Here is a 19,653-nt window from a genome sequence, read left to right as displayed (position 1 = left end):
CGCAGCGCGCCTCGTTGGACAGGAGCCACTGAGGGATCAGAGGCTGCGGGCGGTGATGTCGCCGCTGGACGTGGTGGCGTGGATGTCCAGCTCGACGGTGCCGCTGTTCTTCAGGGCGTTGGTGATGCGGCCGTGGGTGGTGCCGGCGTCGAGGGAGGCCGAGACGCCCGCGGCGGCGGTGACGGAGATGTCGCCGGACTGCGTGGCGAGGACGAGCGTGCCGCGTACGGCCTCGGCGATCTGGATGTCACCCCGCGCGGTGGTGATGCGGGCGGGGCCGGTCAGGCGGCCGACCTCGACGTCGCCGTCGGTCGCGGTGAGGCGCAGGCCGGCGAGCTCGTCGAGCTCGATCCGGCGGTAGGCGCCCTCGAAGGCGACGTTGCCGAGGCGGCCTGCGGTGCGCAGCTCGGCGCCGGCCGTCCTGGCCTCGACGTGGGAGCCGGCGGGCAGCTCGACCGTCACCGCGACGGATCCGGTGGGGCCGAGGTACTGGTTCCTGATCGCGGTCTCGACGCGCAGGACGCCGTCGGCGTACGCGACCGAGGTCTGCTCGGCGGCCTTGACGTCGCGGGCCTTGGCGGGGTTGGCGGGCTGGATCCGGACGGTGGTGTCGGTCCGGTCGGTGGCGACGAACTCGACGCGCCCGGCGGGGATGTGCAGGACGGCGGTGATCGGGGCGGGGGTGGTGAAGGTGGGCATGATGAGGTCCTTTTTCGTGATGTGGGGTGGTCCAGCGCGGTGGCTGGGCCGTTCATGTCCCTCACGATCGCCGAACGCCCTGATACCGGGCCGTCGCCGTCCTGACACCGCCGCTGACATGCGGCGGCCCGCGTCGAAGACCGGGTAAGCTGACTTTAGACCTAAACTCAGAGGAGGATCCGCATGACACGCACCATCGTGGTCACTGGCGGCGGCACCGGCATCGGGAAGGCCGTCGCCGCCCGCTTCGCCGCCGACGGCGACCGCACCGTCATCATCGGCCGCCGCGCCGACGTCCTCGACCAGGCGGCCAAGGAGATCGGCGCCGCCGCGCTCGCCGCCGACCTGAGCGATCCGGGCCAGGTCGAGCGGGTACGCGCGGAGCTGGCCGAGCGCTTCGGCGCCATCGACGTCCTGGTCAACAACGCCGGCGGCAACGTCGCAGGTCACGGCGACGTCGCCGAGCAGTGGACGGCCAACTTCCGCGCGAACGTCCTGACCTCGGTCCTGCCGACCGAGGCGCTGCGCGACCTGCTCAACCCCCAGGGCCGGGTCGTGTTCATCAGCTCGATCGCGGCCCTGCGCGGCTCCGGCGGCAGCTCGTACGGGCCGATGAAAGCCGCTTTGCACCCTTACGCGTTCGACCTCGCGGCCGCCCTTGGCCCCCGCGGCATCACCGTGAACGTCGTCGCCCCCGGCTACATCGAGGACACCGAGTTCTTCGGCGACACCCTGACCGGCGAGCGCCGCGCCGCGCTCCTCGCCCAGACGCACACCGGCCGCGCGGGCACGCCACAGGACATCGCCGAAACCGTCCACTGGCTCGCCTCACCCGGCGGCGCCCACGTCACCGCCCAGATCATCCAGGTCAACGGCGGCGCAGAACGTGGCCGCTGACGACCTGCCCCGCGACGGCGCCGACGCCATCCAGGACGCCTGGCGGCGCGAACTGCCGGGCGTCCCCGTCGAGTCGATCGGCGTCATCACCCGCATCTGGTGGGCCGCCAAGGCCTTCGGCGACGAACGCCGCCGCCTCCTGAACCGCCTCGGCGTGGACGTCGCGACCCTCGACCTGCTGTCCACGCTGCGGCGCAGCGGCCCGCCGTACCGGATGAGCCCGGGCGAGCTGGCCGAGGCGTGCATGGTCACGCGCGGCGCCATCACCCAGCGCGTGGAACGCGCTGTCAACGCCGGCCTCGTCGAGCGCACCACCTCCGGAACGGGCTACCACGCCCGCGCCGTCACCCTCACCCGCGCGGGCCACGCGCTGCTCGACCGCGTCGTCGCCGACCTGCTCACCGCCGAGGACCGGCTCATCGGCCACCTCACACCCGAACGCCGCGACCAGCTCGCCGACCTGCTGCGCGACCTGCTCGCCGGCCTCGACGTCCCGCCCCCGTCCGGCCAGGTCGGCGACGCGTAGGGAAGACGGCCGTACGTGGAAGCCGCGTGGGGGAGACGGCCGCCACGTGGAAGTATCGCGTGGGGGAGGCGGCCGCCACGTGGAAGTATCGCGTGGGGGAGGCGGCCGTGGCGTGGAAGTGTCGCGTGGGGGAGGCGGCCGTGGCGTGGAAGTGTCGCGTGGGGGAGGCGGCCGTCACGTGGCGGCGGTCTGCACGGCCTGCGGGCGGGCGTCGAGCAGCGCGGCCTCGACGCGGCGGTTGCTGGTCATGGTCGCGGTGACGGCCGTCATGGCGAGCAGGAGGCCGGCGGCGGCGTACAGCGGAGTGCGCAGGTCGTAGGCGGTGGCCAGCCAGCCGCCGAGGAACGCGCCGAACGGGGCCGCGCACATCGCGAGCATGCGGGACGTGGACGCGACCCGGCCCATCAGGTGAGCAGGGACGATGGCCTGCCGGAGCGAGGGCCCGAGCACCATCGTGGCGCCCATGCCCGCCCCGCAGACGGCGAGCGCGAGCCCGGCCACGTACGCGTTCGGGGCGGCGGCGAGCCCCAGGATGGCCAGGCCCTCGATGGTCGCGGTGCAGGTCAGCGCCGTGCCGGTGCCCAGACGCCGGCCGAGGAAGGACGCGATGCCGGCGCCGAGCAGGCCGCCGGTGGCCTCGGCGGTGAGGAGGAGGCCGAAGCCCAGGGCGCCGACGCCGAGACGTTCGTGGGCGAACAGGGCCAGGACGGTCTCCACGGCGAGAAAGGCGATGTTCCCGACGGCCGGACGGAGGGCGAGCCCGAGCAGCAGCCGGTCCTTGAAGACGTAGGAGGCCCCGGCCCGCGCCTGCCGCAGCAGCGACTCGCGGGCTTGGGCGGCCGGGCGCGGCACGGCGGGCAGCGACCGTACGAGCAGCGCGGACAACGCGAACGACACCGCGTCGGCCAGCAGCGGCACCGACCGTCCGAGCGCGAGCAACGCACTGCCCGCGGGCGGCCCAGCGAACCCGGACGTCGCGGTCTGGGCGCCGCGCAGACGAGCGTTGGCGCGTTCGAGCAGCGCGGGGTCGCGCCGGAGCAGATCCGGCAGGTACGCCGTGGCCGCCGTGTCGAAGAACAGCCCGCCGAGGGCGAGCAGGAACGCGGTGCCCGCCAGCAGCGGGATGCTCAGCATGTCGAACGCCGCCGCCGCGGCCGGGACGACGAGCAGCACCGCCCGCGCGGCATCCGTGACCCACATCGTCCGCCGCCGATCCCACCGGTCCACCAGCGCACCGCCGAGCACCCCGAACAGCAGCCAGGGCAGCGTGCCGGCGGCCGTGACGACGGCGAGCGCCATCGGATCCCTGGTCAACGCCACCGCCAGCAACGGCAGCGCGGCATGGGTCACGCCGTCGCCGAGCGAGGACACCGTCTGCGCCGTCCAAAGCCGCCCGAACCCGACCGGCAACTTCACCGAGGTCATTCGCCGCCCTCCTCGACCCGCGCACCCGGCTCCTCGACCGGCGCGCCCGGCTCCTCGACCCGCGCACCCGGCTCCTCGACCGGCGCACCCGGCTCCGCGACCGGCGCGCCCGGCTCCTCGACCCGCTCACCCGGATGATCGCTTCGCGGGCCGGGATCATCGCTTTGGGGGCCGGGATCCTCGCTTCGGGGGCCCGAATTCGGCCGGAACAACGCGAAGACCAGCGACACGTCCGGAAGCGACGAATCCGACAACGCCCGGTACTCGTCCGCCAGCGCGTGCAGCCGGGCCCCCAGCTCCGCGAACTGCTCCTCGGTGAGTCGCAGATGCGCCATCCGTACGTGCCGCTCGCCCTCCGCCGGCGCCGCCTCCAGGTCCGCGACAGCATTGCGCAGCAGGACGTCCGGCTGCCCCGGCCCCGGATCCGGCAGCTCGATCGACCGCGCGGCCATCGCGTAGTACCGCTCGGTGACCCCTCTCACCTTCCGCGTCGCCACCACCTTCACCAGACCGGCCCGCTCAAGCAGCCGCACGTGATAGCTGGAGCTCCCCTTCGCCAGCCCCATCCGCTGAGCGATCTGCGTGATCGTCGCCGGCTCGAAGCGCAGCATGGCCATGATCCGGTGACGGGTGAGGTTGGAGACGGCGCGCAGCTGCTCGTCGGTGGTGACGTGAAACGTCTCGGGGAGATCGTCGGAAGACATGCCTGCAATGGTCAACGATTCTTGACCATTCCGCAAGGGGTTGGTCCCCTGCAATCGGCGGCGAACTTTCCCGCCGCACGCGTCGTCGTACTCCCACCAGCACCATCGTCGGTATGCGAGGGTCCAGCATGAGCGCGCTACGCCTGATCACCCTGTCGGCCGCCGCGCTGGCCCTCGCCGCCTGCACGACTCCCCGCGCCGCGACCAGCCCTCCCGCATCGGCCCAGCAGCCCGTCTCGGCGTTGCCCCAGCCGACCTCGACCACCGATCTGGGACCCCGTCCCCGCCCCAGGATCTGCGACCGCCCCGGCACCCACCGCGTGCCCGCCCCCGACGTCCTCAACATCAACGAGCTCGCCTTGGACGGGGACCAGGTGCTGATCAGGGCCAAGCCGACCACCATGGTCTGCGGCCCGAGGGTCGCCAACGACGCCTACTTCGAGCCCGCCCCCGGCCCCGCCAAGACCTACCGCCTGACCGACCGGGCCACGGTCGCCCTGGTGGACATGACCGACGGCCCCGGCACCGCCCGCTACAGCGCGGCGTCGTTCGTCGAGCTACTGCGTGCCACACCCGAGCTGAGCCTGGACAACGGCCACCTGGACCCGCACTTCCGCTCCTTCCGCACCGCCACCGTCACGTACGCGGACGACACGAAGATCACCACGCTGGCCCAGGGCTACAAGCCTTGAACACCCGTCATTCCTGCCCTGGATCATTTCAGCTGGGTCACGGTGCCCCACAGCGGCCGTAGCAAGCAGTTGACTTCGGATCGCAGGTCGACAGCTCCCCCGTCGGCCTTTCGGTCGATTGTCGCGATCTTCGCCTTGTACTCCAGCGTGCGCTCCGAAGAGTGCCTGGTGGATTTCAGAGGGGAGGCGTTGTCAGCCATGGTGTGATCACTAAGACTTGATTTTGTTCGGCAGGCGATCGTCCAGAGCCTGCGGAGAGCGACTGTCCAGATGCTTCACTCACCCCACAGAATAATAAGCAGATCAAGCCTTACTTCTGGCAGAAGCGCGTGTTAACTTCGCCGCCGAAACCCTCAGATATGTGGAGGTGAAATGGCGGGTCGTTCTTCATGGTTAGCAGGTGGGGCAGCAACGAGGCGGACAACTTTCCTGGCCATCGCGGCACTACTGCTGCCGTTGGCGGCGTCCAACCTCGTAGGTTCTCCCGCTGCGGCATCCCCTGCTCCGACCGAAACCGTGGTGCTGGCCGCAGGGCGGCAACCAAAGGTCCACCGTCCAACACTGGAAAAGCTGCAGCGGGACGCGGTCCGCAAGGGAATCTCCTTGGAGCAGGCCGTGGACGCTTACATCGCGCAGAGAGCAAAGACTGATCCGGCGGCGACTGCGAATTGGCCGGACGGCCCGGTAGATATCCCCGACGTCGCTATCGACGATCTTTCTGCCGCGCACATCGAAGTCCTGAAGGGGATGGCGAAGGCCCAAGGCGTCACGTTCAGCGAGGCCATCCAGCGCCACGGATCATGGCCTGCGACCAAGCAGAGGCTGGTCCAGCTTCAGCAAGCCTTCAAGGGCGAGTTCGCCGGCGGTGAGCGCGCTGCCGACGGCTCACACGTGTGGCTCGGTTTCAAGGGGGATGTCCCGGCTCCGGCCATAGAAGCGGCCAGAACACTGCCTCTCCAGGTGGAGCTACAAGGCCGGCTGGGCTACACCGAGGCGGAGCTGAACGACGCCAAGAAGCGCGTGCATCACGCCCTGCGGGATGACCCTCGCTTCTCTGATGTGGCCAGCTATTACGACGCCAGGACCGGTACTGTGCACAGCCTCGTCGTCCCCGCTCCCGAGGCCAAAGCGTCCGTTCAGGACGACGCCATCGATTCGGCGGTGTCTTCGCTGGTGACCAATCCGGCCATCGCCGTGGACGTGACGGTCACGGACGGGCCCGTCGCATCCACCTTCTCCTCCACCTCCGCCTCCGCTTCAGTCTCCACCGCTGAAGACCCTTACATCCGGGGCGGAGGGAATTTGGGAGACTGTACGTCCAACTTCAACGTGGTGGCCACCTGGGACTACGAGACGCGGCGCCATGGCACGGCTGGACACTGCGCCAATGGCGCATCGACCAGGAGATACTGCAACTACTCCATCGATGGCAGCAACTGCACCACGATCAGCTTGACCAACTCATGTTGGTTGGATTGTGACTACGGTGAAGCGGCGCTCTATACGCGGGGAAGCCTGACGCTCACCCGGACCTTCTACTGGAGCTCTAACCAGAAGGCATATGTGGATGCCGAGGACCCCGTTCAGTGGGTCGGTGATAACGTGTGCAAGTGGGGGAAGGCCACGGGAACCACTTGCGGCACCGTAAAGAGAACCAACTGGTCCAACGGCACCGCAGATAATCTCTTCGTCACCGACCAGCGCTCGGGGACGGACTGCGATCACGGTGACAGTGGTGGCCCGGTCTTCACGGGAGGCCCCGCGGCAGGCTTCACCGCATATGGCATCGTCGTCGGAGAGGGCTCTCTCGCGGGCCAGTCGGGTCTCTACTGCGCGTACAGCCATGTGAGCGTGTACCGCGATGCGTTCGGTTACAGGATTTGGAACCGAGAATAGAGAGGCCAAGGGTAGCCTGGGGCTGGGCCGTGGTCCTCTAGGGCGGTCCAGCCGTCCCTCCTCGCCGAAGGGGGTTGTCTTCGTGAGACGGCTACCCGGAATCGCTGCGGTTCTTTGTGTGGCACTGAGCTTGGTGGCCTGCACCGCAGATGCCCGCCGAAACGGGGCGTCCGCGGTCGCTTCGCCCGGACCGTGCCCCTCGGACAAGGTGTGCCACACCATTGTTGGCACCGACCCGGCCATCGCTGTATATCGGGGTGAATTTTATTCCACCTTGATGCCGCTGACAGCACGGCTCGAGTGGGTGAAGAGTGAATCGTGCCTTGTGCTGGTGAGATATGGCGATCCTTATCGGCAATTCAGGACACTAATCCCCCTATGGCCCGAGGGTACGAAGCCGGTGCGGGCATCCGACGGCAGGCGAGGCATCGAATTTCCTCGAGCGGGAAAGATATTCGAGGGATCTTTGCTCGCGGCGGGCGGCTCGGATTTCCCGCCCAACCTCCAACCGCCCGTTCCTCGGATCTCTACTTTGACTCGACCGCCTGGCGCGTGTACCGCCCATGATGGGTTTTTCGTCATCGAACCGTTTGGGATCAAGCGTTTGGGCGGTTAGTGTCGCATCGTAGCCGTACTGGGTGGGTCCGTCCCGGCATAGGACGACGGCGGACCCGTGAAACTGATTCTTCCTGCCTCGAATGGCTCAGTCGGTAACAGCATGAACCTTCAGGAGTCTCTCGACTCCGTGCAGGAAGGTCTCGCTGATCAGCGCCGGATCGAACAGGCATCCGGCCGCCATGGCCCCGTCGCGCAGCATCACAAAGTGACGAGCGGCAGGCTCGGCGCCGACCTCCCGGATTTCGGCCAGCAGCCCCGTGATGGTTTCCAGGAACCATTCCCGGTGGGCGAGCACGGCCTTGCGTGCCGGCGATTCAGGATCGGGATATTCAGCGGCGGCGTTGAGAAAGGCGCACCCCCGGAAGCCAGGGGACTGGATGGCCTGGGCGATGCCCTTGCTGAGGGTGAGGACGGTGTCGGCGGCCGGTAGCCCGGCGGCGATGGCCTCTTCGGCAGGGCTCCGCATGGCGCGGTCGACGCCGCTCAGATAGGCGAGGACGAGGTCTTCCTTGCCGGCGAAGTGCCGGTAGAGGGTGGCGCGCGTCACCTGCGCCTCGGCGACGATGCGGTCGATGCCGACGGCACGGATGCCCTCCCCGTAGAAGAGCCGGGTGGCCGTCTCGAGCAGCCGGGACCGCGCTTCCGACGGCCGTCCTGCGGATGCGTTGCGCATGCGACCACCCTAGTAGGTAGAACGTTCGGTCTTGACAATCCACGCCCCAGGCAACAAGCTTCGAGAGGTAGAACGTTCGGTCTCGTTCCGAATCCGTCGACGACCAGGACCGTCGGCAGCAGCACCGACCCGGGACGCGACCGGCGCGCGCCACCCACCCTCTGAAAGGACCGTCATGAGCTCCATCGCTGCTTCCCCCGGCATCTCCGGAACCGCACTCACCCTGCGGCGGCTGTACTTCGTCCGGTTCGCGTTCGCCATCGTCTGGGCCCTCGTGATGTTCACCACCGCCGCGAACCTGGGCCCGCTCGCGATCACCCTGCTCGTGCTCTACCCCCTGTTCGACGTGGCCGCCGCCGTCATCGACGCCCGCGCGTCACGCACCACCGGCTCACCTGCCCTCCTGCACGTGAACGTCGCGGTCAGCCTGATCACGGCCATCGGCGTGGCTGTCGCCTGCACATCCGGGATCCCGGCGGTGCTGCGCGTGTGGGGCGCGTGGGCGATCGTGGCCGGGGCGGTCCAGCTGATCGTGGCCGTCACCCGGCGCAAGATGGGCGGCCAGTGGCCGATGATCATCAGCGGCGCCATCTCCGTGCTCGCCGGCGCGTCCTTCATCCTCGGCGCCGCCGCCCCGAACCCGACCCTGATGAACGCGGCCGGCTACGCCATCCCCGGCGGCATCTTCTTCCTCATCTCGGCCATCCGCCTCGGCCGCGCCGCGAAGGGCAACTGACATGAACGGCACCATCTACGACGTCGTGGTCATCGGCGCCGGCCCGGTCGGGGAGAACGTCGCCGACCGGGTGGTGCGGGGCGGGCTGAGCGCCGCGATCGTCGAGCGTGAGCTCGTCGGCGGGGAGTGCTCCTACTGGGCCTGCATGCCGACCAAGGCGTTGCTGCGCAGCGCGGCGGCGCTGCGGGCGGCGCGCCAGGTGCCCGGCGCGCGGGAGGCGGTGACGGGTGATCTCGACGTGGCCGCGGTGCTGGGCCGCCGCGATTCGTTCGCCTCGCACTGGAAGGACGACGGCCAGGTCGCCTGGCTCGACTCGTCGGGGATCGCCCTGCATCGTGGCCAGGGCCGGATCGTGTCCGCGAACGAGGTCGAGGTGACCGGCGACGACGGCACTCGGGTGACGTTGACGGCCCGGCACGCGGTGGTCATCGCGACCGGCAGCAGCGCGCTGCTGCCCGACATTCCCGGCTTGCGCGACGCCGCCCCCTGGACGAGCCGGGAGGCGGCCGCCGCGAGCGCGGCTCCCCGCCGCCTCGCGATCATCGGCGGTGGCGTGGTGGCGTCGGAGATGGCCACCGCCTTCGCCGCCCTCGGCTCCTCGGTGACGCTGCTGGCCCGCGACGGTGTGCTGCCGCAGGCCGAACCGTTCGCCGGCGAGCGGGTCACCGAGTCGCTGCGGGAGTCCGGAGTTTCGGTACGCCTCGGCACGACCGCCGCATCGGCCCACCGCGACCACTCCGGAACTGTGCACATCACGACGACCGACGGCGACCGGATCGAGGCCGACGAGGTGCTGGTCGTGATCGGCCGCACCCCGAACACCCACGACCTCGGCCTCGACGCCCTCGGCCTGACGCCGGGCACCTGGCTCACGGTGGACGACACGCTGCGCGTAGTGGCGGAGGACGGGACACCGATCGGCGACGGACGGCTGTACGCCGCGGGCGACGTCAACCGGCGCGTGCTGCTCACCCACCAGGGCAAATACCAGGCCCGCGCGGTCGGCGACGTCATCGTGGCACGGGCGAAGGACGAACCGGTCGAGGACGGCCGCTGGGGCCGCCACGCGGCGACGGCCGACGAACGCGCGGTCCCCCAGGTGATCTTCACCGACCCGGAGATCGCCTCGGTGGGCCTGACCGCGTCCGCCGCCGAAGCCGCCGGGATACGCACCCGCGTGATCGACTACGACCTGGCCGCCGTCGCCGGCGCCGCCCTGCATGCCGACGGCTACCAGGGCCACGCCCGCATGGTCGTCGACGAGGACCGTAAGGTGATCGTCGGCTTCACCCTCGCCGGCCCGGACGTCGCGGAGCTGCTGCACGCCGCGACGATCGCGGTGGTGGGCGAGGTCCCGCTGGACCGGCTGTGGCACGCGGTCCCGCCGTACCCCACGGTCAGCGAGGTGTGGCTACGGCTGCTGGAGACGTACGGCCGCTGACCTCTCTTTCTGCGACCATGCGGCCATGCGGCCATGGTGGCAGAGTTCAGGGTCATGAACGCTGATGATCTCGATCGGCAGTGGCGTCTGTACGAAGGGGTGACGCCGGACGTCGTGGATCGTCTGATCGAGCACGGGCACCTCGACACGGTGGTGGCGACGGCCCGCTCGGGCGAGTGGTTCTCCGCCGCCGGCGCGGTGAAGGAACTGGCCACCCAGCGGGACTGGGAGTCCGCATGGGAGGTCCTCGCACCGTTCGCCGAGACCCGCTGGTGGCACGCGATCAAGGTGGCCGCCGATCTGCTGGAACGGCAAGGACGCGTGGACGAGGCCGTCGGGCTGGTACGGGCACAGGCCGAAGGCGGTGAGCGCCTGGCCTGGAGCGCGCTGGCGAGATTGCTGGCCCGGCATGGGCGGGTGGATGAGGCGATCGAGGTGTTGCGTCCTCACCTGGAGGACTGGTTGCTGCTCGAGGCGCTGGCCGAGGCCGCCGAGGGACACGGCCGCGACGAGGAGGTGACCGAGCTGCTGCGACCGGCGGTCGAGGACAAGCTGCGCACCGGTGAACCGTGGAACGCCGTGATCCTGATGGGCCGGGTGCTGGAACGGCAAGGACGCGTGGACGAGGCTCTCGACCTGCTGCGGCACAGCAACGAGGCCGACCAGTACAGTTTCGCGAACGAGGTCGAAGAGTTCACCGCGATGCTGGCCCGCCACGACCGGCTGGAGGAGCTTCGCGAGCTCGCCGCCGAACCCGACGGCGGCTACGCCGCGTGCGCTCTGGCCGACCGGCTGGCACAACGGGGAAGGATCGATGAGGGCATCGCGATCCTGCGCGGCGCACCAGGGAAGTGGCTGTCGAAGGTCGTGCATGACCTGGTGCGTCTGCTCGCGGAGAGTGGCCGGGTGGACGAGATCGTCGAGGCGGCTCGTCCCGAGATGGAGGGCCGGGACTGCGGGTGCCTGCTGACGGAGGTGGTGGACGTCCTGGTCGCCAACGGCCGCGCCGGAGAGGCGCTCGATCTGATCGCCGAGATGGCCCGGCACCATGAACACGATGAGAACCTGGTGGACTCCTTGGGCCATCAGCGATTGATGCTGCTGGCCGAAACCGGACGCCTCGACGAGGCGATCGCCGAGGCGTCGACCCCCGCTGAAGATCCATACGGCTTCCGTGCCGATTCTCTCGCTCGGTTGCTGGAGAAGGCAGGGCGCGCCGACGAAGCGATCGCCGTCCTCATCGAGTCCGGTCACAACCCTTCGTACGCGGCCGGGCTGCTGATCGAGCGGGGCCGCGTGGAGGAGGCCGTCGCCATCTGCCGCCGGCCGAGCGCCACCCCCGCCATCGCGCCCAGCGCCACTGATGAACGCCATGAGGAGTGTCCGTTCTGACTGGCCTGGCGTCAGGGAGATCGGCTTTCTCATGAAGAAGAATGACATGGATGCCAGCTGGATCAACGCGCCGACCACGAAGGCGTACGGCACCGCCAGTGCCGCCGCCACCACCCCCGTCAGCGCGTTGGCCACCGGAACCGTCCCGTAGCTCGACAGCGTGACCACGCTCATCACCGTGGCCAGCCGCGCCGGGTCGCTGGTGAGCTGCACCAGCGTCATCACCGTCGTCCCCGACAGGCTCGCGGTCACCCCCACCAGCACGCTCACCGGCAGCGCCCAGCCCAGGGCCGGGACCGCCGCCAGCGCCCCCAGGCAGGCCGCCTGCACCAGCACTGACACGATGACCAGCGGCCCGGCCGGCACCCACCGCCGCACCACCGCCGCGCCCAGCGCGCCCGCCGCCGCACCCAGCCCAAAAGCGGTCAGCATGAACCCCATGCCGGGCGCGCCCCAGCCGCGGTGCTGCGCCAGCAACGCCAGCCCGATGTTGTACGGGCCGGTGAACCCCAGCTCCACCACCGCAGCACCGGCGTCGACCCGACCGTACGCAGCCCTTCACCGATGTTTCGCCGCACGGTGCCGGTCTCTCGTCGGGCGGCCGGCCGCAGCCGTACCAGCAGCAGGCACACCAGCGACACCGCGAACGTCGCGGAGTTGAAGGCGAAGGCCGCCGCCGGCCCGGGCCCGGCCGCCAGCAGCCCGCCCAGCGGCGCCCCCAGCATCAGCGACGCCCGCCGGACGAAGGTCATCATCCCGTTCAGCGCCGCGAGCCGGTCCGGCTCGACCAGCCGGGGCGGCATGGCCCCCGCCGCCGGCATGAACATCGCGTCGGCGATCCCGAACAGCACCGCCGTCACCGCCAGCACCGCGATGTCCGGCCCGCCCATGGTCAGCACGGCCGTCACGGCGATCACCACCATGCGCGCCGCGTCGCTGGTGACCATCACGGCCCGCGACCCGAACCTGTCCGCGATGCCCCACCCACCAGCATCAGGAGCGCTCTTGGTATCGCTGCCGCCGTCGCGACCAACGCCGCCCCCGCCGCGCCGCCCGCCGTGGTGGCGGCCCAGACCTAAACCTCGTCCCCCAGGAGCGAGAAACCCTGCCCGGCCAAGTAGGCAGGCACCGACCAGCGCTTCATTCCTCGCTCGGTACCCGAGCCCCGAGTGAGAAACACCGCGAACGGGTACTTCCCGGCACCATGCGGCCTGGCCTGGTCGCGAAGTGCCTGACACCCTGCACCAACGCCATCCTGGCCCCGTCGTGGTGTTCCCATCCTGATCAAGGACAACATCGACACCGCGGGCCTGGGCGGCACGGTCGGCTCCACCGTACTGGCCGGCCGACCTTCGACCCGGCACGGCCGGTCGCCCGGCTGCCGGCGGCCGGCGCGGTGCTGCTGGGCACGACCGACCTCACCGGGCGATCGACATCTGGCGTCCATGTCTGATGACCTCCGCCCGTCGGCCTGCCGGTGTTCGGCCAGCCGGCCCTGGCCCGGCTGCTGCCTTGGAAACGGTGTTACGGCGGAGACCTCCATTTGATTATTAACACCGCAACAGTTAACGTGTTAACCATGAAGGAAAGCACGCTGGAGTTGATGCGGTGGGTGGTGTGGGCGCAGCGGCGCATCGCCGATGACTGGATACGGGAGCGCGGCCTCACCCACGAGCAGAGCGCCGTGCTGGCGTACCTGTCGAAGAACCCCAACGCCATCCAGCGCGACATCGTCCGGGCCACGCGCACCAGCGCGCCCGGCGTCTCGCGGCTCCTGGCCGGGCTGGAGCGGCGCGGCCTCGTGGAACGCCGCACGCAGGAGGGCGACACGCGCAGCCGCCGGGTGCAGGTCACCCCGGCGGGCGCCGAGCTGATCCAGGGCTTCGAAGAGGCCATGGACCGCGTCGAGGAGTCGATCCTCGCGCCGCTCGGCGACGAAGGGCGGGCCCGGCTCCACGACCTCCTGGAGCAACTCGCCTCCCGGCTCGACCCGCCCAGCCTCCCCGACCCAGAACAGTAAGGAACACCTGCATGACTCAGATCACGATCATCGGCGCCGGTCTCGCGGGGCTGACGCTGGCCCGAACCCTGGCCGTCCACGGAATCCCGTCCACGGTGTACGAGGCGGAGGCGTCCGCGCAGGCCCGCGGCCAGGGCGGCATGCTCGACATCCACGACTACAACGGACAACACGGGATCCGTGCCGCCGGCCTGATGGATGGCTTCCGATCCCTCATCCTCGAAGGCCGCCAGGCATCCCGCGACGTGGCGCCCGACGGCACCATCCTGGCCGACCATCCCGACGACCCCACCGCCGGCCGCCCCGAGGTGCAGCGCGGCGAGCTCCGCCAGTTGCTGCTGGACTCCCTCCCCGCCGGCACCGTCGTCTGGGGCCACCGGACGCAGCACGTCCGGACCCTCCAGGACGGCCGCCACGAAGTGACCTTCGCCAACGGATCGACGATCGTCACCGACATCCTCATCGGCGCCGACGGCGCCTGGTCGAAGGTCCGGCCGCTGCTGTCCGACGCCACACCCACCTACGCCGGACGTTCGATGGTCGAGACGTACCTGTACGAGAGCGACACCCGGCACCCCGCCACCCTGGCGCTGGTCGGCGGCGGCTCGATGACCGCCTACGACGAAACCACCGGCATCGGACTCGGCGTGCAACGCGAACGCGCCGACACCCTGCACTCCTACGCCATGTTCGACCAGCCGCTCGACTGGTTCGACGACATCGACTTCACCGACGGCCCCGCCGCCGCCCGCACGATCGCGGCGATGTTCAAGGGCTGGGCGCCGGAGCTCGTCGCGCTGGTCGCCGACAGCGACATCCCACCGATCTTCCGCCCTTTGTACGGTCTGCCGATCGGGCACCGCTGGGACCACGTGCCTGGGGTCACCCTCATCGGCGACGCCGCCCACCTGGCACCACCGGACGGCGAAGGAGCGAACTGGGCACTGTTCGACGCCGGCCAGCTCGGCAACGCCATCGCCAACCAGCCGGAGGACGTCGACGCGGCCATCCGCGCCTACGAAGCGGCGCTGTTCCCGCGCAACATCGACACCGCCACGGCAGCCGCAGCCTACTACCCCGACTTCAAACCGTCCTGACCCGTCCACCCCAGGCAAGCGGCGTCACCGCTGTCACGGTGGGGCGCAGTATGAGGTGAGCCCGCCGTCGATCACGAGCTCGGCCCGGTGCATCGGGGTGCGCTGCGTGTCCGGCCGCCGGCCGCCCTGCTCGTCCAGGAGTTCCTCGATCATCGGCGTGACGATGACGCCGGGGTGCGATCCAGGATGGACGCGCGCTGACGGCGCTGCGGCTCAGGCGTTGTAGCCGCCGTGGGCGTCCAGCTTGGCGCCGGTGACGTACGACGCGGCGGGGCCGGCCAGGAAGGCGATTGCCGCGGCGATCTCGTCGGGGTGTCCCATGCGCTGCAGGGACAGCGAGCTGAGCAGGGCCTTGAGGGTCTCGGGGTCAGGCGCGTCCATGCCGCCCTCCATCAGCCCGGCTTCCACGACGTTGGCGGTGATGCCTCGGGAGCCGAGGTCGCGGGCGACGCCCATGGTGTACCGTTCGATCCCCGCTTTGGTCGCCGCGTAGTCGGCCACGCCCGGGACGCCGACTCGGGTGCCCAGCCCGGAGCTCACGGTGATGACGCGGCCGCCCTCGCGCAGCACTCGGGAGGCGGCCCGGATGACGGCGATCACCCCGAGGTAGTTGGTGGCGTGCATCCGGTCGAGCGCGGCGGTGTCGGCGTCCGGGTCGTCCACCGTCCCGCTCGCCGAGATCGCGGCGTTGTTGACGAGAATGTCGAGGCCGCCGAAGTGCGCGACCACGTCGTCGATCAGTGCCGGCGCCTGGCTCACGTCCGCCTGGTCGGACTTGAACGCGGCGACCTTCGCTCCCTTGCCGCGCACCTCGTCGACGACGGCCTGGGCCTGCTTGTCGGAGCTGACGTACGTGAACGCGACGTCGGCGCCCTGCTCGGCAAGCAGCCGTACGGTCGCGGCTCCCAGCCCGCGGGACCCTCCGGTGACGAGGGCGACCTTGCCGGTCAGCGGCTTGTTCATTGAGCCCTTTTCATCCTGAGTAACGGCCCTCCTCGATGAGCTGCAGGACCAGGATGGCCTGCACGATCGTGGTGGCGCGGTGCGGGCAGCATCGCAGCCGGGTCAGTAACTTCCAGGTCTTCAGGGTGGCAACGGCACGTTCCCCGCAAGCACGGATGCGGGCGTGTGCCCGGTTGACCGAGCGCTGATGGTGCGACAGCGGCGGCCGCAGTCGATGGCCTTTGAACGGCGTGCGGATGCTGCCTCCCGCGCCCTGATATCCCTTGTCGGCGAGAGTCTTGACCCCTGCGACCATCAGGGCGTCGATCAGGCCGGTGGTACGCGCCGCGGTCAGGTCATGCGTGGCACCGGGCAGCGCGGGTGAGGCCCAGACGAGTCGGCCGGCCGGATCGGCCAGGACCTGCACGTTCACACCGTGACGTCGGTGTTTGCCGGAGTAGTACGGCCGTTCGTCGGCCAGCCGGTCGATCGGGATCAGGGTGCCGTCCAAGATGGCGTAGGCCAGCCGGCCGGCGCGTAAGACGGCGGCGTGGACGTCGTCGGCGAGCAGGGCGAGCAGGTCGGTCGCTTCACGGACGTAGCGCCAGGCGGTGCTGGCGCCGATGGCGAAGCCCGCGGCCAGTCGCGCATAGGTGTCGCCGTTGCGCAGATGGGCCAGGACCAGCAGGGCTTGCCGGGACGCATCCAGGCGCCGCCAGCGGCAGCGCCGCTCGGCACGCCGGGCACGGAGCAACTCGGCCAGGCGGATCAGGGTGTGATTGGACAGCGGAATCGCAGCAGGGTAAGACAGCAACGAGGCTCTCCGGTAGAGGCATCGGATCTTGGTCGACTGCTGTCTTACCGGGAGCCTCTTCTCATGCCAACCGGTCCCGCCGCTGCCCCTGCTGACCAGCGTGATCAGGTTGGAAAAGCCTCCCTGATCATGGCCTCACAGCTATATGCGGGCGCTGCCGGTTGCCTGGCATGGTTTACAAACAAAGGTGTACGGCTATGGAGCCGCAGGTCAGGGGACTGAAAGGTCGATCTAAGTGAGTGTCCCCGCCAGGATTCGAACCAGCGGCACCCGCTTTAGGAGAGCGCGGATTGTACGGCTGGTCTACGTTTCCTGACCTGGGGAAACAACTCATCCAGCGTATCAAGCAGGTAAGATCATCCCGCCTATGTCCCGCAGCGCCGGAGCGCAAGAAGGCGTTCCTGTTAAAAAGGCAGGTCCGAAGCTAAGGCGCGAGGGTGAACCGCAACGAGCGCTGCAAGATCTCTGTCCACGCTCACACCCTTCCGGGCTCCAGGCCGTTAAGTCATGCGGGGCAGCATCCTGTTGCGCGATCTAATGAGCCGGTTACCGCAACGGGCGCCAAGCACGGATGCCGCGGGACGTGACTGCTAGTAAATGACAGGCTCAGAGATACTCCAAGCCACAGTAGGGGTGGCGACCAAGCTCGCCGGACTGTCGCGAGGTAAATGGAAGAACGGAATCGAGGCTAAGCGGATTCCAGGTTCGATGAGCATTTCCATGGCTGGGAGGCCGAGTGCTATATGGTGACCAAACTTACTCTCGGGGAATCTGGGAACTGAACCACTCCAATGCTTCCCAGAGGATATTGCCTCCCTCACCGCGGAGGGCAGCAATGGGAAAAGTGGGGCGGTCGCTGATAGAGTCATCGGGAAGTGTCACTCCAGGAATAGCATTAATTCTGCGCAGCAGCTCCCGGCGGAGCGCCACGTCGTCGAATGGTGGGCGCTGGCTCAAGTAGTCGAAAGTTACATGGATCTTGCTCGTAAACGGATAGATGGTGATCGCCCAGTAGTCGAAATCCTCTCCATCCAGCATCGGCAGACATGAGGGCTCGCCTCGGTCGCTATAAGTAATGGAGCCGCCTAGTTTTGACCAACGCTCAAGAAGAAGCGCAATAGTCGGAGCCTCCTCTTGGTGTCGGCTGAGCAATTCATTGAAGCGTTGGGCCCGTTCCGACGTTGCGACGCGTTGTAGTTGAAGCGCAGGACTAGGAGAGGCTGATACTGACTGCGATGACGTAGGAGCAGATCCACCGTCAAGTGTCTCAAGAATGGCTGCGCCAACGGTCTCTAGCAGATCTATGACGTCTTGGACCTCGTCCGCCTGTATGGACATCTTGGCGCCGGGTAGATCAGGGTTGCGATCTGCTTCATGCGAGATCTTGTTTCGTCGATTTGCTATCTTTGCAAGTTTGTCGATCAGATCACTCGACGTGACTCGGTTTCCATCCGAACGTTGTGCAGTCAACACTCTCGCCACCTGCTCCCAGAGGGGCAGATCAGTGACTAGCGCGAAACCTTCTTTGATTTTCGCGGGATGTTGGAAAGATCTATAGCTCAAAGACTTCTTCAGATGACTGCGGAGGCCAGCCTCCAAGGAAACGAGTCCCGTACTCACCTCTTCAAAAAGACCCATCGGGATCTCGAAGGAAAGAAATTTCTTAGGTTTGGTCGTGCTACTCGGTTGCTGTGCGATCACTACGGCGCGGTGGTAAATCTCTTCGTGGACCCAGTGGTCAAGAGCCGCCACAGCTTGGACCCAAGCAGCACGATAAAGGTCGTCGACGTCGAAAGACCCAACCTGAAGTCTCGACAGCATACGGCCGCCCTCGACGATCTGGCGAGCATATTCCAAGTTCTGTTTGAACTCATGGAATGCCTTGTGGTGGGGGGCGGAGGGCACGGGCGACCTTTCCTGGACGGACTCTCAGCTATCTTCGTTGAATTCGAGAGGCATGAATTGTTCGTTCAGCGGCACGCGAGTTGGAGGTAGCGTTGTAAGGAGTAGCTCCTTACGCCGGCCCCGGAATCTGCTGGAAACGCTATAGTGCAGGTCCACCAAGCGTTTCGAGATGCGCCAAGCGCGTACCCGAAGGAGGCGCGTGCTTTCCTTAGTTGGAGTCATCCTGGACGTCGAGTAAAGTTCTGGATTGGTGGTCAGCGCAGGGTGATTGTCATACGACAGAATCCAACGGTTCTGTGCATTGTGTCGAAGATAGCTCGCCAACTGATAGTGAGCCGTGTCGTTCTCCCATGACCCGTCGCTCGATGAGTAACCGCCGGCCGGGTCAAACGAATGACCGTAAAGTTTCGACGACTTATTGATGTAGGGTGGATCGATATACGATATGACCCTGTCCGGCAGAAGTTGTGGATACCATTCGGCAACATCTTCAAGAGTATCTTTCCAATCCTTGCACCACACATCCACAATGCGATTGCTCCGATAAAGCTCACCTATGTACCGCAAGCGTTCCGCAAGAGCTTCCTTATTGAATCGACAGTCGATCTTATAGGCGCTTTCCTGTTTCCGTCCGCCAATCGGCCCTGCTCTCCCGTGAAGAATGCCGGAAAAGGTCGTCCGGTTCAAAAATAGACATTTAACGGCGACATCGCGATCGTCCTTCGATCGCGGCTGCCACGCACGCCAAAAGTCCCACCGCTCGAGAGTAACTGGTTCGTCGTGCATCCTATCTATAAGCCACTCAGTCTCCGAAGCGGCGACTTGCCAGAAGCGAGCTACCAGTGGATCAGCATCAGCAAGAAGGACACGATCGACGAGACCCTGACTTGCGAGACTCAGAGAGGTAGAAGCGCCTCCTGCAAAGGGCTCAACAAACAGGCTCGGCCGACCGATGGATTGTGAGGCAGACTCCACTAGCTCGCCAATAACCTTCGACAATCCAGACTTAGCTCCTGGGTATCGAAGCGGCGAAAGATGCCGAGAAGGAATGGTGACGCTATCGCGAATATCAAGCACGTCGCGTACGGCCCTAGGCATATCGCGGATATGCAGTGGCGATTGTCCTGGCGATATGCCACGTTGGGTTAGGGCGGCGTCAGGGTTAAGCATCGTCAT

Annotated in this window: 19 protein-coding genes; 9 read left to right on the top strand and 10 right to left on the bottom strand. The window is 67.7% G+C overall.

The features are described 5' to 3' along the window. Nucleotides 1-36: 36 nt before the first annotated feature. Entirely contained in the window at nt 37-699 is a 663-nt protein-coding gene (locus tag KIS93_RS27655) for a DUF4097 family beta strand repeat-containing protein (protein ID WP_080044944.1), read from the bottom strand. A gap of 183 nt (nt 700-882) precedes the next feature. Between KIS93_RS27655 and KIS93_RS27650 the strand changes: the two genes are divergently transcribed. Together KIS93_RS27650 and KIS93_RS27645 are read left to right on the top strand one after the other, a co-directional pair. Next, nucleotides 883-1,596: an SDR family NAD(P)-dependent oxidoreductase gene (locus KIS93_RS27650; protein ID WP_080044945.1), complete on the top strand. Its 714-nt coding sequence runs from the start codon at nt 883-885 to the stop codon at nt 1,594-1,596. Further along, complete coding sequence (locus tag KIS93_RS27645; RefSeq protein WP_080044946.1) at nt 1,586-2,122, top strand: MarR family winged helix-turn-helix transcriptional regulator; 537 nt, start codon at nt 1,586-1,588, stop codon at nt 2,120-2,122. Before KIS93_RS27650 ends, KIS93_RS27645 begins: the two co-directional genes overlap by 11 nt. Nucleotides 2,123-2,296: 174 nt before the next feature. Here KIS93_RS27645 and KIS93_RS27640 read toward each other — a convergent pair whose 3' ends face one another. Both KIS93_RS27640 and KIS93_RS27635 read right to left on the bottom strand, forming a co-directional pair. Then, nucleotides 2,297-3,547 carry an MFS transporter gene (locus tag KIS93_RS27640; protein WP_080044947.1) on the bottom strand — a complete coding sequence of 417 codons (1,251 nt, stop codon included), beginning with the start codon at nt 3,545-3,547 and terminating at the stop codon, nt 2,297-2,299. Then, complete coding sequence (locus KIS93_RS27635) at nt 3,544-4,251, bottom strand: ArsR/SmtB family transcription factor (protein ID WP_222107641.1); 708 nt, start codon at nt 4,249-4,251, stop codon at nt 3,544-3,546. Before KIS93_RS27635 ends, KIS93_RS27640 begins: the two co-directional genes overlap by 4 nt. A gap of 128 nt (nt 4,252-4,379) precedes the next feature. Between KIS93_RS27635 and KIS93_RS27630 the strand changes: the two genes are divergently transcribed. Beyond that, complete coding sequence (locus KIS93_RS27630) at nt 4,380-4,943, top strand: hypothetical protein (RefSeq protein ID WP_080044948.1); 564 nt, start codon at nt 4,380-4,382, stop codon at nt 4,941-4,943. A 23-nt stretch (nt 4,944-4,966) separates the two neighbouring features. Here the strand turns inward: KIS93_RS27630 and KIS93_RS27625 are convergent, their stop codons facing one another. Further along, nucleotides 4,967-5,143, bottom strand: a complete 177-nt coding sequence (locus KIS93_RS27625; RefSeq protein WP_155129001.1) for a hypothetical protein — start codon at nt 5,141-5,143, stop codon at nt 4,967-4,969. Between the two features lie 316 nt (nt 5,144-5,459). Between KIS93_RS27625 and KIS93_RS27620 the strand changes: the two genes are divergently transcribed. Next, a complete protein-coding gene (locus KIS93_RS27620; protein WP_222107640.1) occupies nt 5,460-6,839 on the top strand; it encodes a S1 family peptidase in 1,380 nt (459 codons plus the stop codon). A 703-nt stretch (nt 6,840-7,542) separates the two neighbouring features. Here KIS93_RS27620 and KIS93_RS27615 read toward each other — a convergent pair. Then, the gene (locus KIS93_RS27615) at nt 7,543-8,130 is read right to left on the bottom strand and encodes a TetR/AcrR family transcriptional regulator (protein WP_080044950.1); all 588 of its coding nucleotides are present in this window, start codon (nt 8,128-8,130) and stop codon (nt 7,543-7,545) included. A 175-nt stretch (nt 8,131-8,305) separates the two neighbouring features. Between KIS93_RS27615 and KIS93_RS27610 the strand changes: the two genes are divergently transcribed. The 3 genes from KIS93_RS27610 to KIS93_RS27600 are packed head-to-tail and all read left to right on the top strand — an operon-like array spanning nt 8,306 to nt 11,699. Further along, nucleotides 8,306-8,866, top strand: coding sequence for a DUF308 domain-containing protein (locus KIS93_RS27610; RefSeq protein ID WP_080044951.1), 561 nt, complete (start codon nt 8,306-8,308; stop codon nt 8,864-8,866). A gap of 1 nt (nt 8,867) precedes the next feature. Continuing rightward, nucleotides 8,868-10,307, top strand: a complete 1,440-nt coding sequence (locus KIS93_RS27605) for a dihydrolipoyl dehydrogenase family protein (RefSeq protein WP_080044952.1) — start codon at nt 8,868-8,870, stop codon at nt 10,305-10,307. A gap of 33 nt (nt 10,308-10,340) precedes the next feature. Continuing rightward, nucleotides 10,341-11,699, top strand: a complete 1,359-nt coding sequence (locus KIS93_RS27600) for a tetratricopeptide repeat protein (RefSeq protein WP_186404471.1) — start codon at nt 10,341-10,343, stop codon at nt 11,697-11,699. 425 nt (nt 11,700-12,124) lie between these two features. On the opposite strand, the gene KIS93_RS67625 is transcribed toward KIS93_RS27600, so the two are convergent. Then, the gene (locus KIS93_RS67625; RefSeq protein WP_268966911.1) at nt 12,125-12,937 is read right to left on the bottom strand and encodes an MFS transporter; all 813 of its coding nucleotides are present in this window, start codon (nt 12,935-12,937) and stop codon (nt 12,125-12,127) included. 341 nt (nt 12,938-13,278) lie between these two features. Here KIS93_RS67625 and KIS93_RS27580 point away from each other — a divergent pair, with 341 nt between their 5' ends. Both KIS93_RS27580 and KIS93_RS27575 read left to right on the top strand, forming a co-directional pair. Further along, entirely contained in the window at nt 13,279-13,719 is a 441-nt protein-coding gene (locus KIS93_RS27580; protein WP_080044955.1) for a MarR family winged helix-turn-helix transcriptional regulator, read from the top strand. Nucleotides 13,720-13,730: 11 nt separating this feature from the next. Beyond that, complete coding sequence (locus tag KIS93_RS27575) at nt 13,731-14,816, top strand: FAD-dependent oxidoreductase (RefSeq protein WP_080044956.1); 1,086 nt, start codon at nt 13,731-13,733, stop codon at nt 14,814-14,816. Between the two features lie 213 nt (nt 14,817-15,029). Here KIS93_RS27575 and KIS93_RS27570 read toward each other — a convergent pair whose 3' ends face one another. From KIS93_RS27570 to KIS93_RS27555, 4 genes are all read right to left on the bottom strand, one after another. After that, nucleotides 15,030-15,779, bottom strand: a complete 750-nt coding sequence (locus tag KIS93_RS27570) for an SDR family NAD(P)-dependent oxidoreductase (protein ID WP_080044957.1) — start codon at nt 15,777-15,779, stop codon at nt 15,030-15,032. Nucleotides 15,780-15,789: 10 nt separating this feature from the next. After that, on the bottom strand, nt 15,790-16,572 hold the full coding sequence (locus KIS93_RS27565) for a transposase family protein (RefSeq protein ID WP_080043313.1): 783 nt from the start codon (nt 16,570-16,572) through the stop codon (nt 15,790-15,792). A 756-nt stretch (nt 16,573-17,328) separates the two neighbouring features. Continuing rightward, the gene (locus KIS93_RS27560; protein WP_155129013.1) at nt 17,329-18,477 is read right to left on the bottom strand and encodes a hypothetical protein; all 1,149 of its coding nucleotides are present in this window, start codon (nt 18,475-18,477) and stop codon (nt 17,329-17,331) included. Nucleotides 18,478-18,501: 24 nt separating this feature from the next. Then, a complete protein-coding gene (locus KIS93_RS27555; protein ID WP_080044958.1) occupies nt 18,502-19,653 on the bottom strand; it encodes a DNA adenine methylase in 1,152 nt (383 codons plus the stop codon).

The organism is [Actinomadura] parvosata subsp. kistnae, from assembly GCF_900323885.1.
In the GTDB taxonomy this organism is placed as follows: Bacteria; Actinomycetota; Actinomycetes; order Streptosporangiales; family Streptosporangiaceae; genus Nonomuraea; species Nonomuraea composti.
This window is presented reverse-complemented; position numbering and strand designations above follow the sequence as displayed.

Bases quoted from the DNA above. Each gene is read 5' to 3' on its own strand.
- KIS93_RS27575 (WP_080044956.1), top strand. From the start codon at position 13,731: ATGACTCAGATCACGATCATCGGCGCCGGTCTCGCGGGGCTGACGCTG.
- KIS93_RS27655 (WP_080044944.1), bottom strand. From the start codon at position 699: ATGCCCACCTTCACCACCCCCGCCCCGATCACCGCCGTCCTGCACATC.
- KIS93_RS27580 (WP_080044955.1), top strand. From the start codon at position 13,279: ATGAAGGAAAGCACGCTGGAGTTGATGCGGTGGGTGGTGTGGGCGCAG.
- KIS93_RS27600 (WP_186404471.1), top strand. From the start codon at position 10,341: ATGGTGGCAGAGTTCAGGGTCATGAACGCTGATGATCTCGATCGGCAG.
- KIS93_RS27555 (WP_080044958.1), bottom strand. From the start codon at position 19,653: ATGACGATGCTTAACCCTGACGCCGCCCTAACCCAACGTGGCATATCG.
- KIS93_RS27570 (WP_080044957.1), bottom strand. From the start codon at position 15,779: ATGAACAAGCCGCTGACCGGCAAGGTCGCCCTCGTCACCGGAGGGTCC.
- KIS93_RS27650 (WP_080044945.1), top strand. From the start codon at position 883: ATGACACGCACCATCGTGGTCACTGGCGGCGGCACCGGCATCGGGAAG.
- KIS93_RS27615 (WP_080044950.1), bottom strand. From the start codon at position 8,130: ATGCGCAACGCATCCGCAGGACGGCCGTCGGAAGCGCGGTCCCGGCTG.
- KIS93_RS27635 (WP_222107641.1), bottom strand. From the start codon at position 4,251: ATGTCTTCCGACGATCTCCCCGAGACGTTTCACGTCACCACCGACGAG.
- KIS93_RS27640 (WP_080044947.1), bottom strand. From the start codon at position 3,547: ATGACCTCGGTGAAGTTGCCGGTCGGGTTCGGGCGGCTTTGGACGGCG.
- KIS93_RS27605 (WP_080044952.1), top strand. From the start codon at position 8,868: ATGAACGGCACCATCTACGACGTCGTGGTCATCGGCGCCGGCCCGGTC.
- KIS93_RS27610 (WP_080044951.1), top strand. From the start codon at position 8,306: ATGAGCTCCATCGCTGCTTCCCCCGGCATCTCCGGAACCGCACTCACC.
- KIS93_RS27630 (WP_080044948.1), top strand. From the start codon at position 4,380: ATGAGCGCGCTACGCCTGATCACCCTGTCGGCCGCCGCGCTGGCCCTC.
- KIS93_RS27625 (WP_155129001.1), bottom strand. From the start codon at position 5,143: ATGGCTGACAACGCCTCCCCTCTGAAATCCACCAGGCACTCTTCGGAG.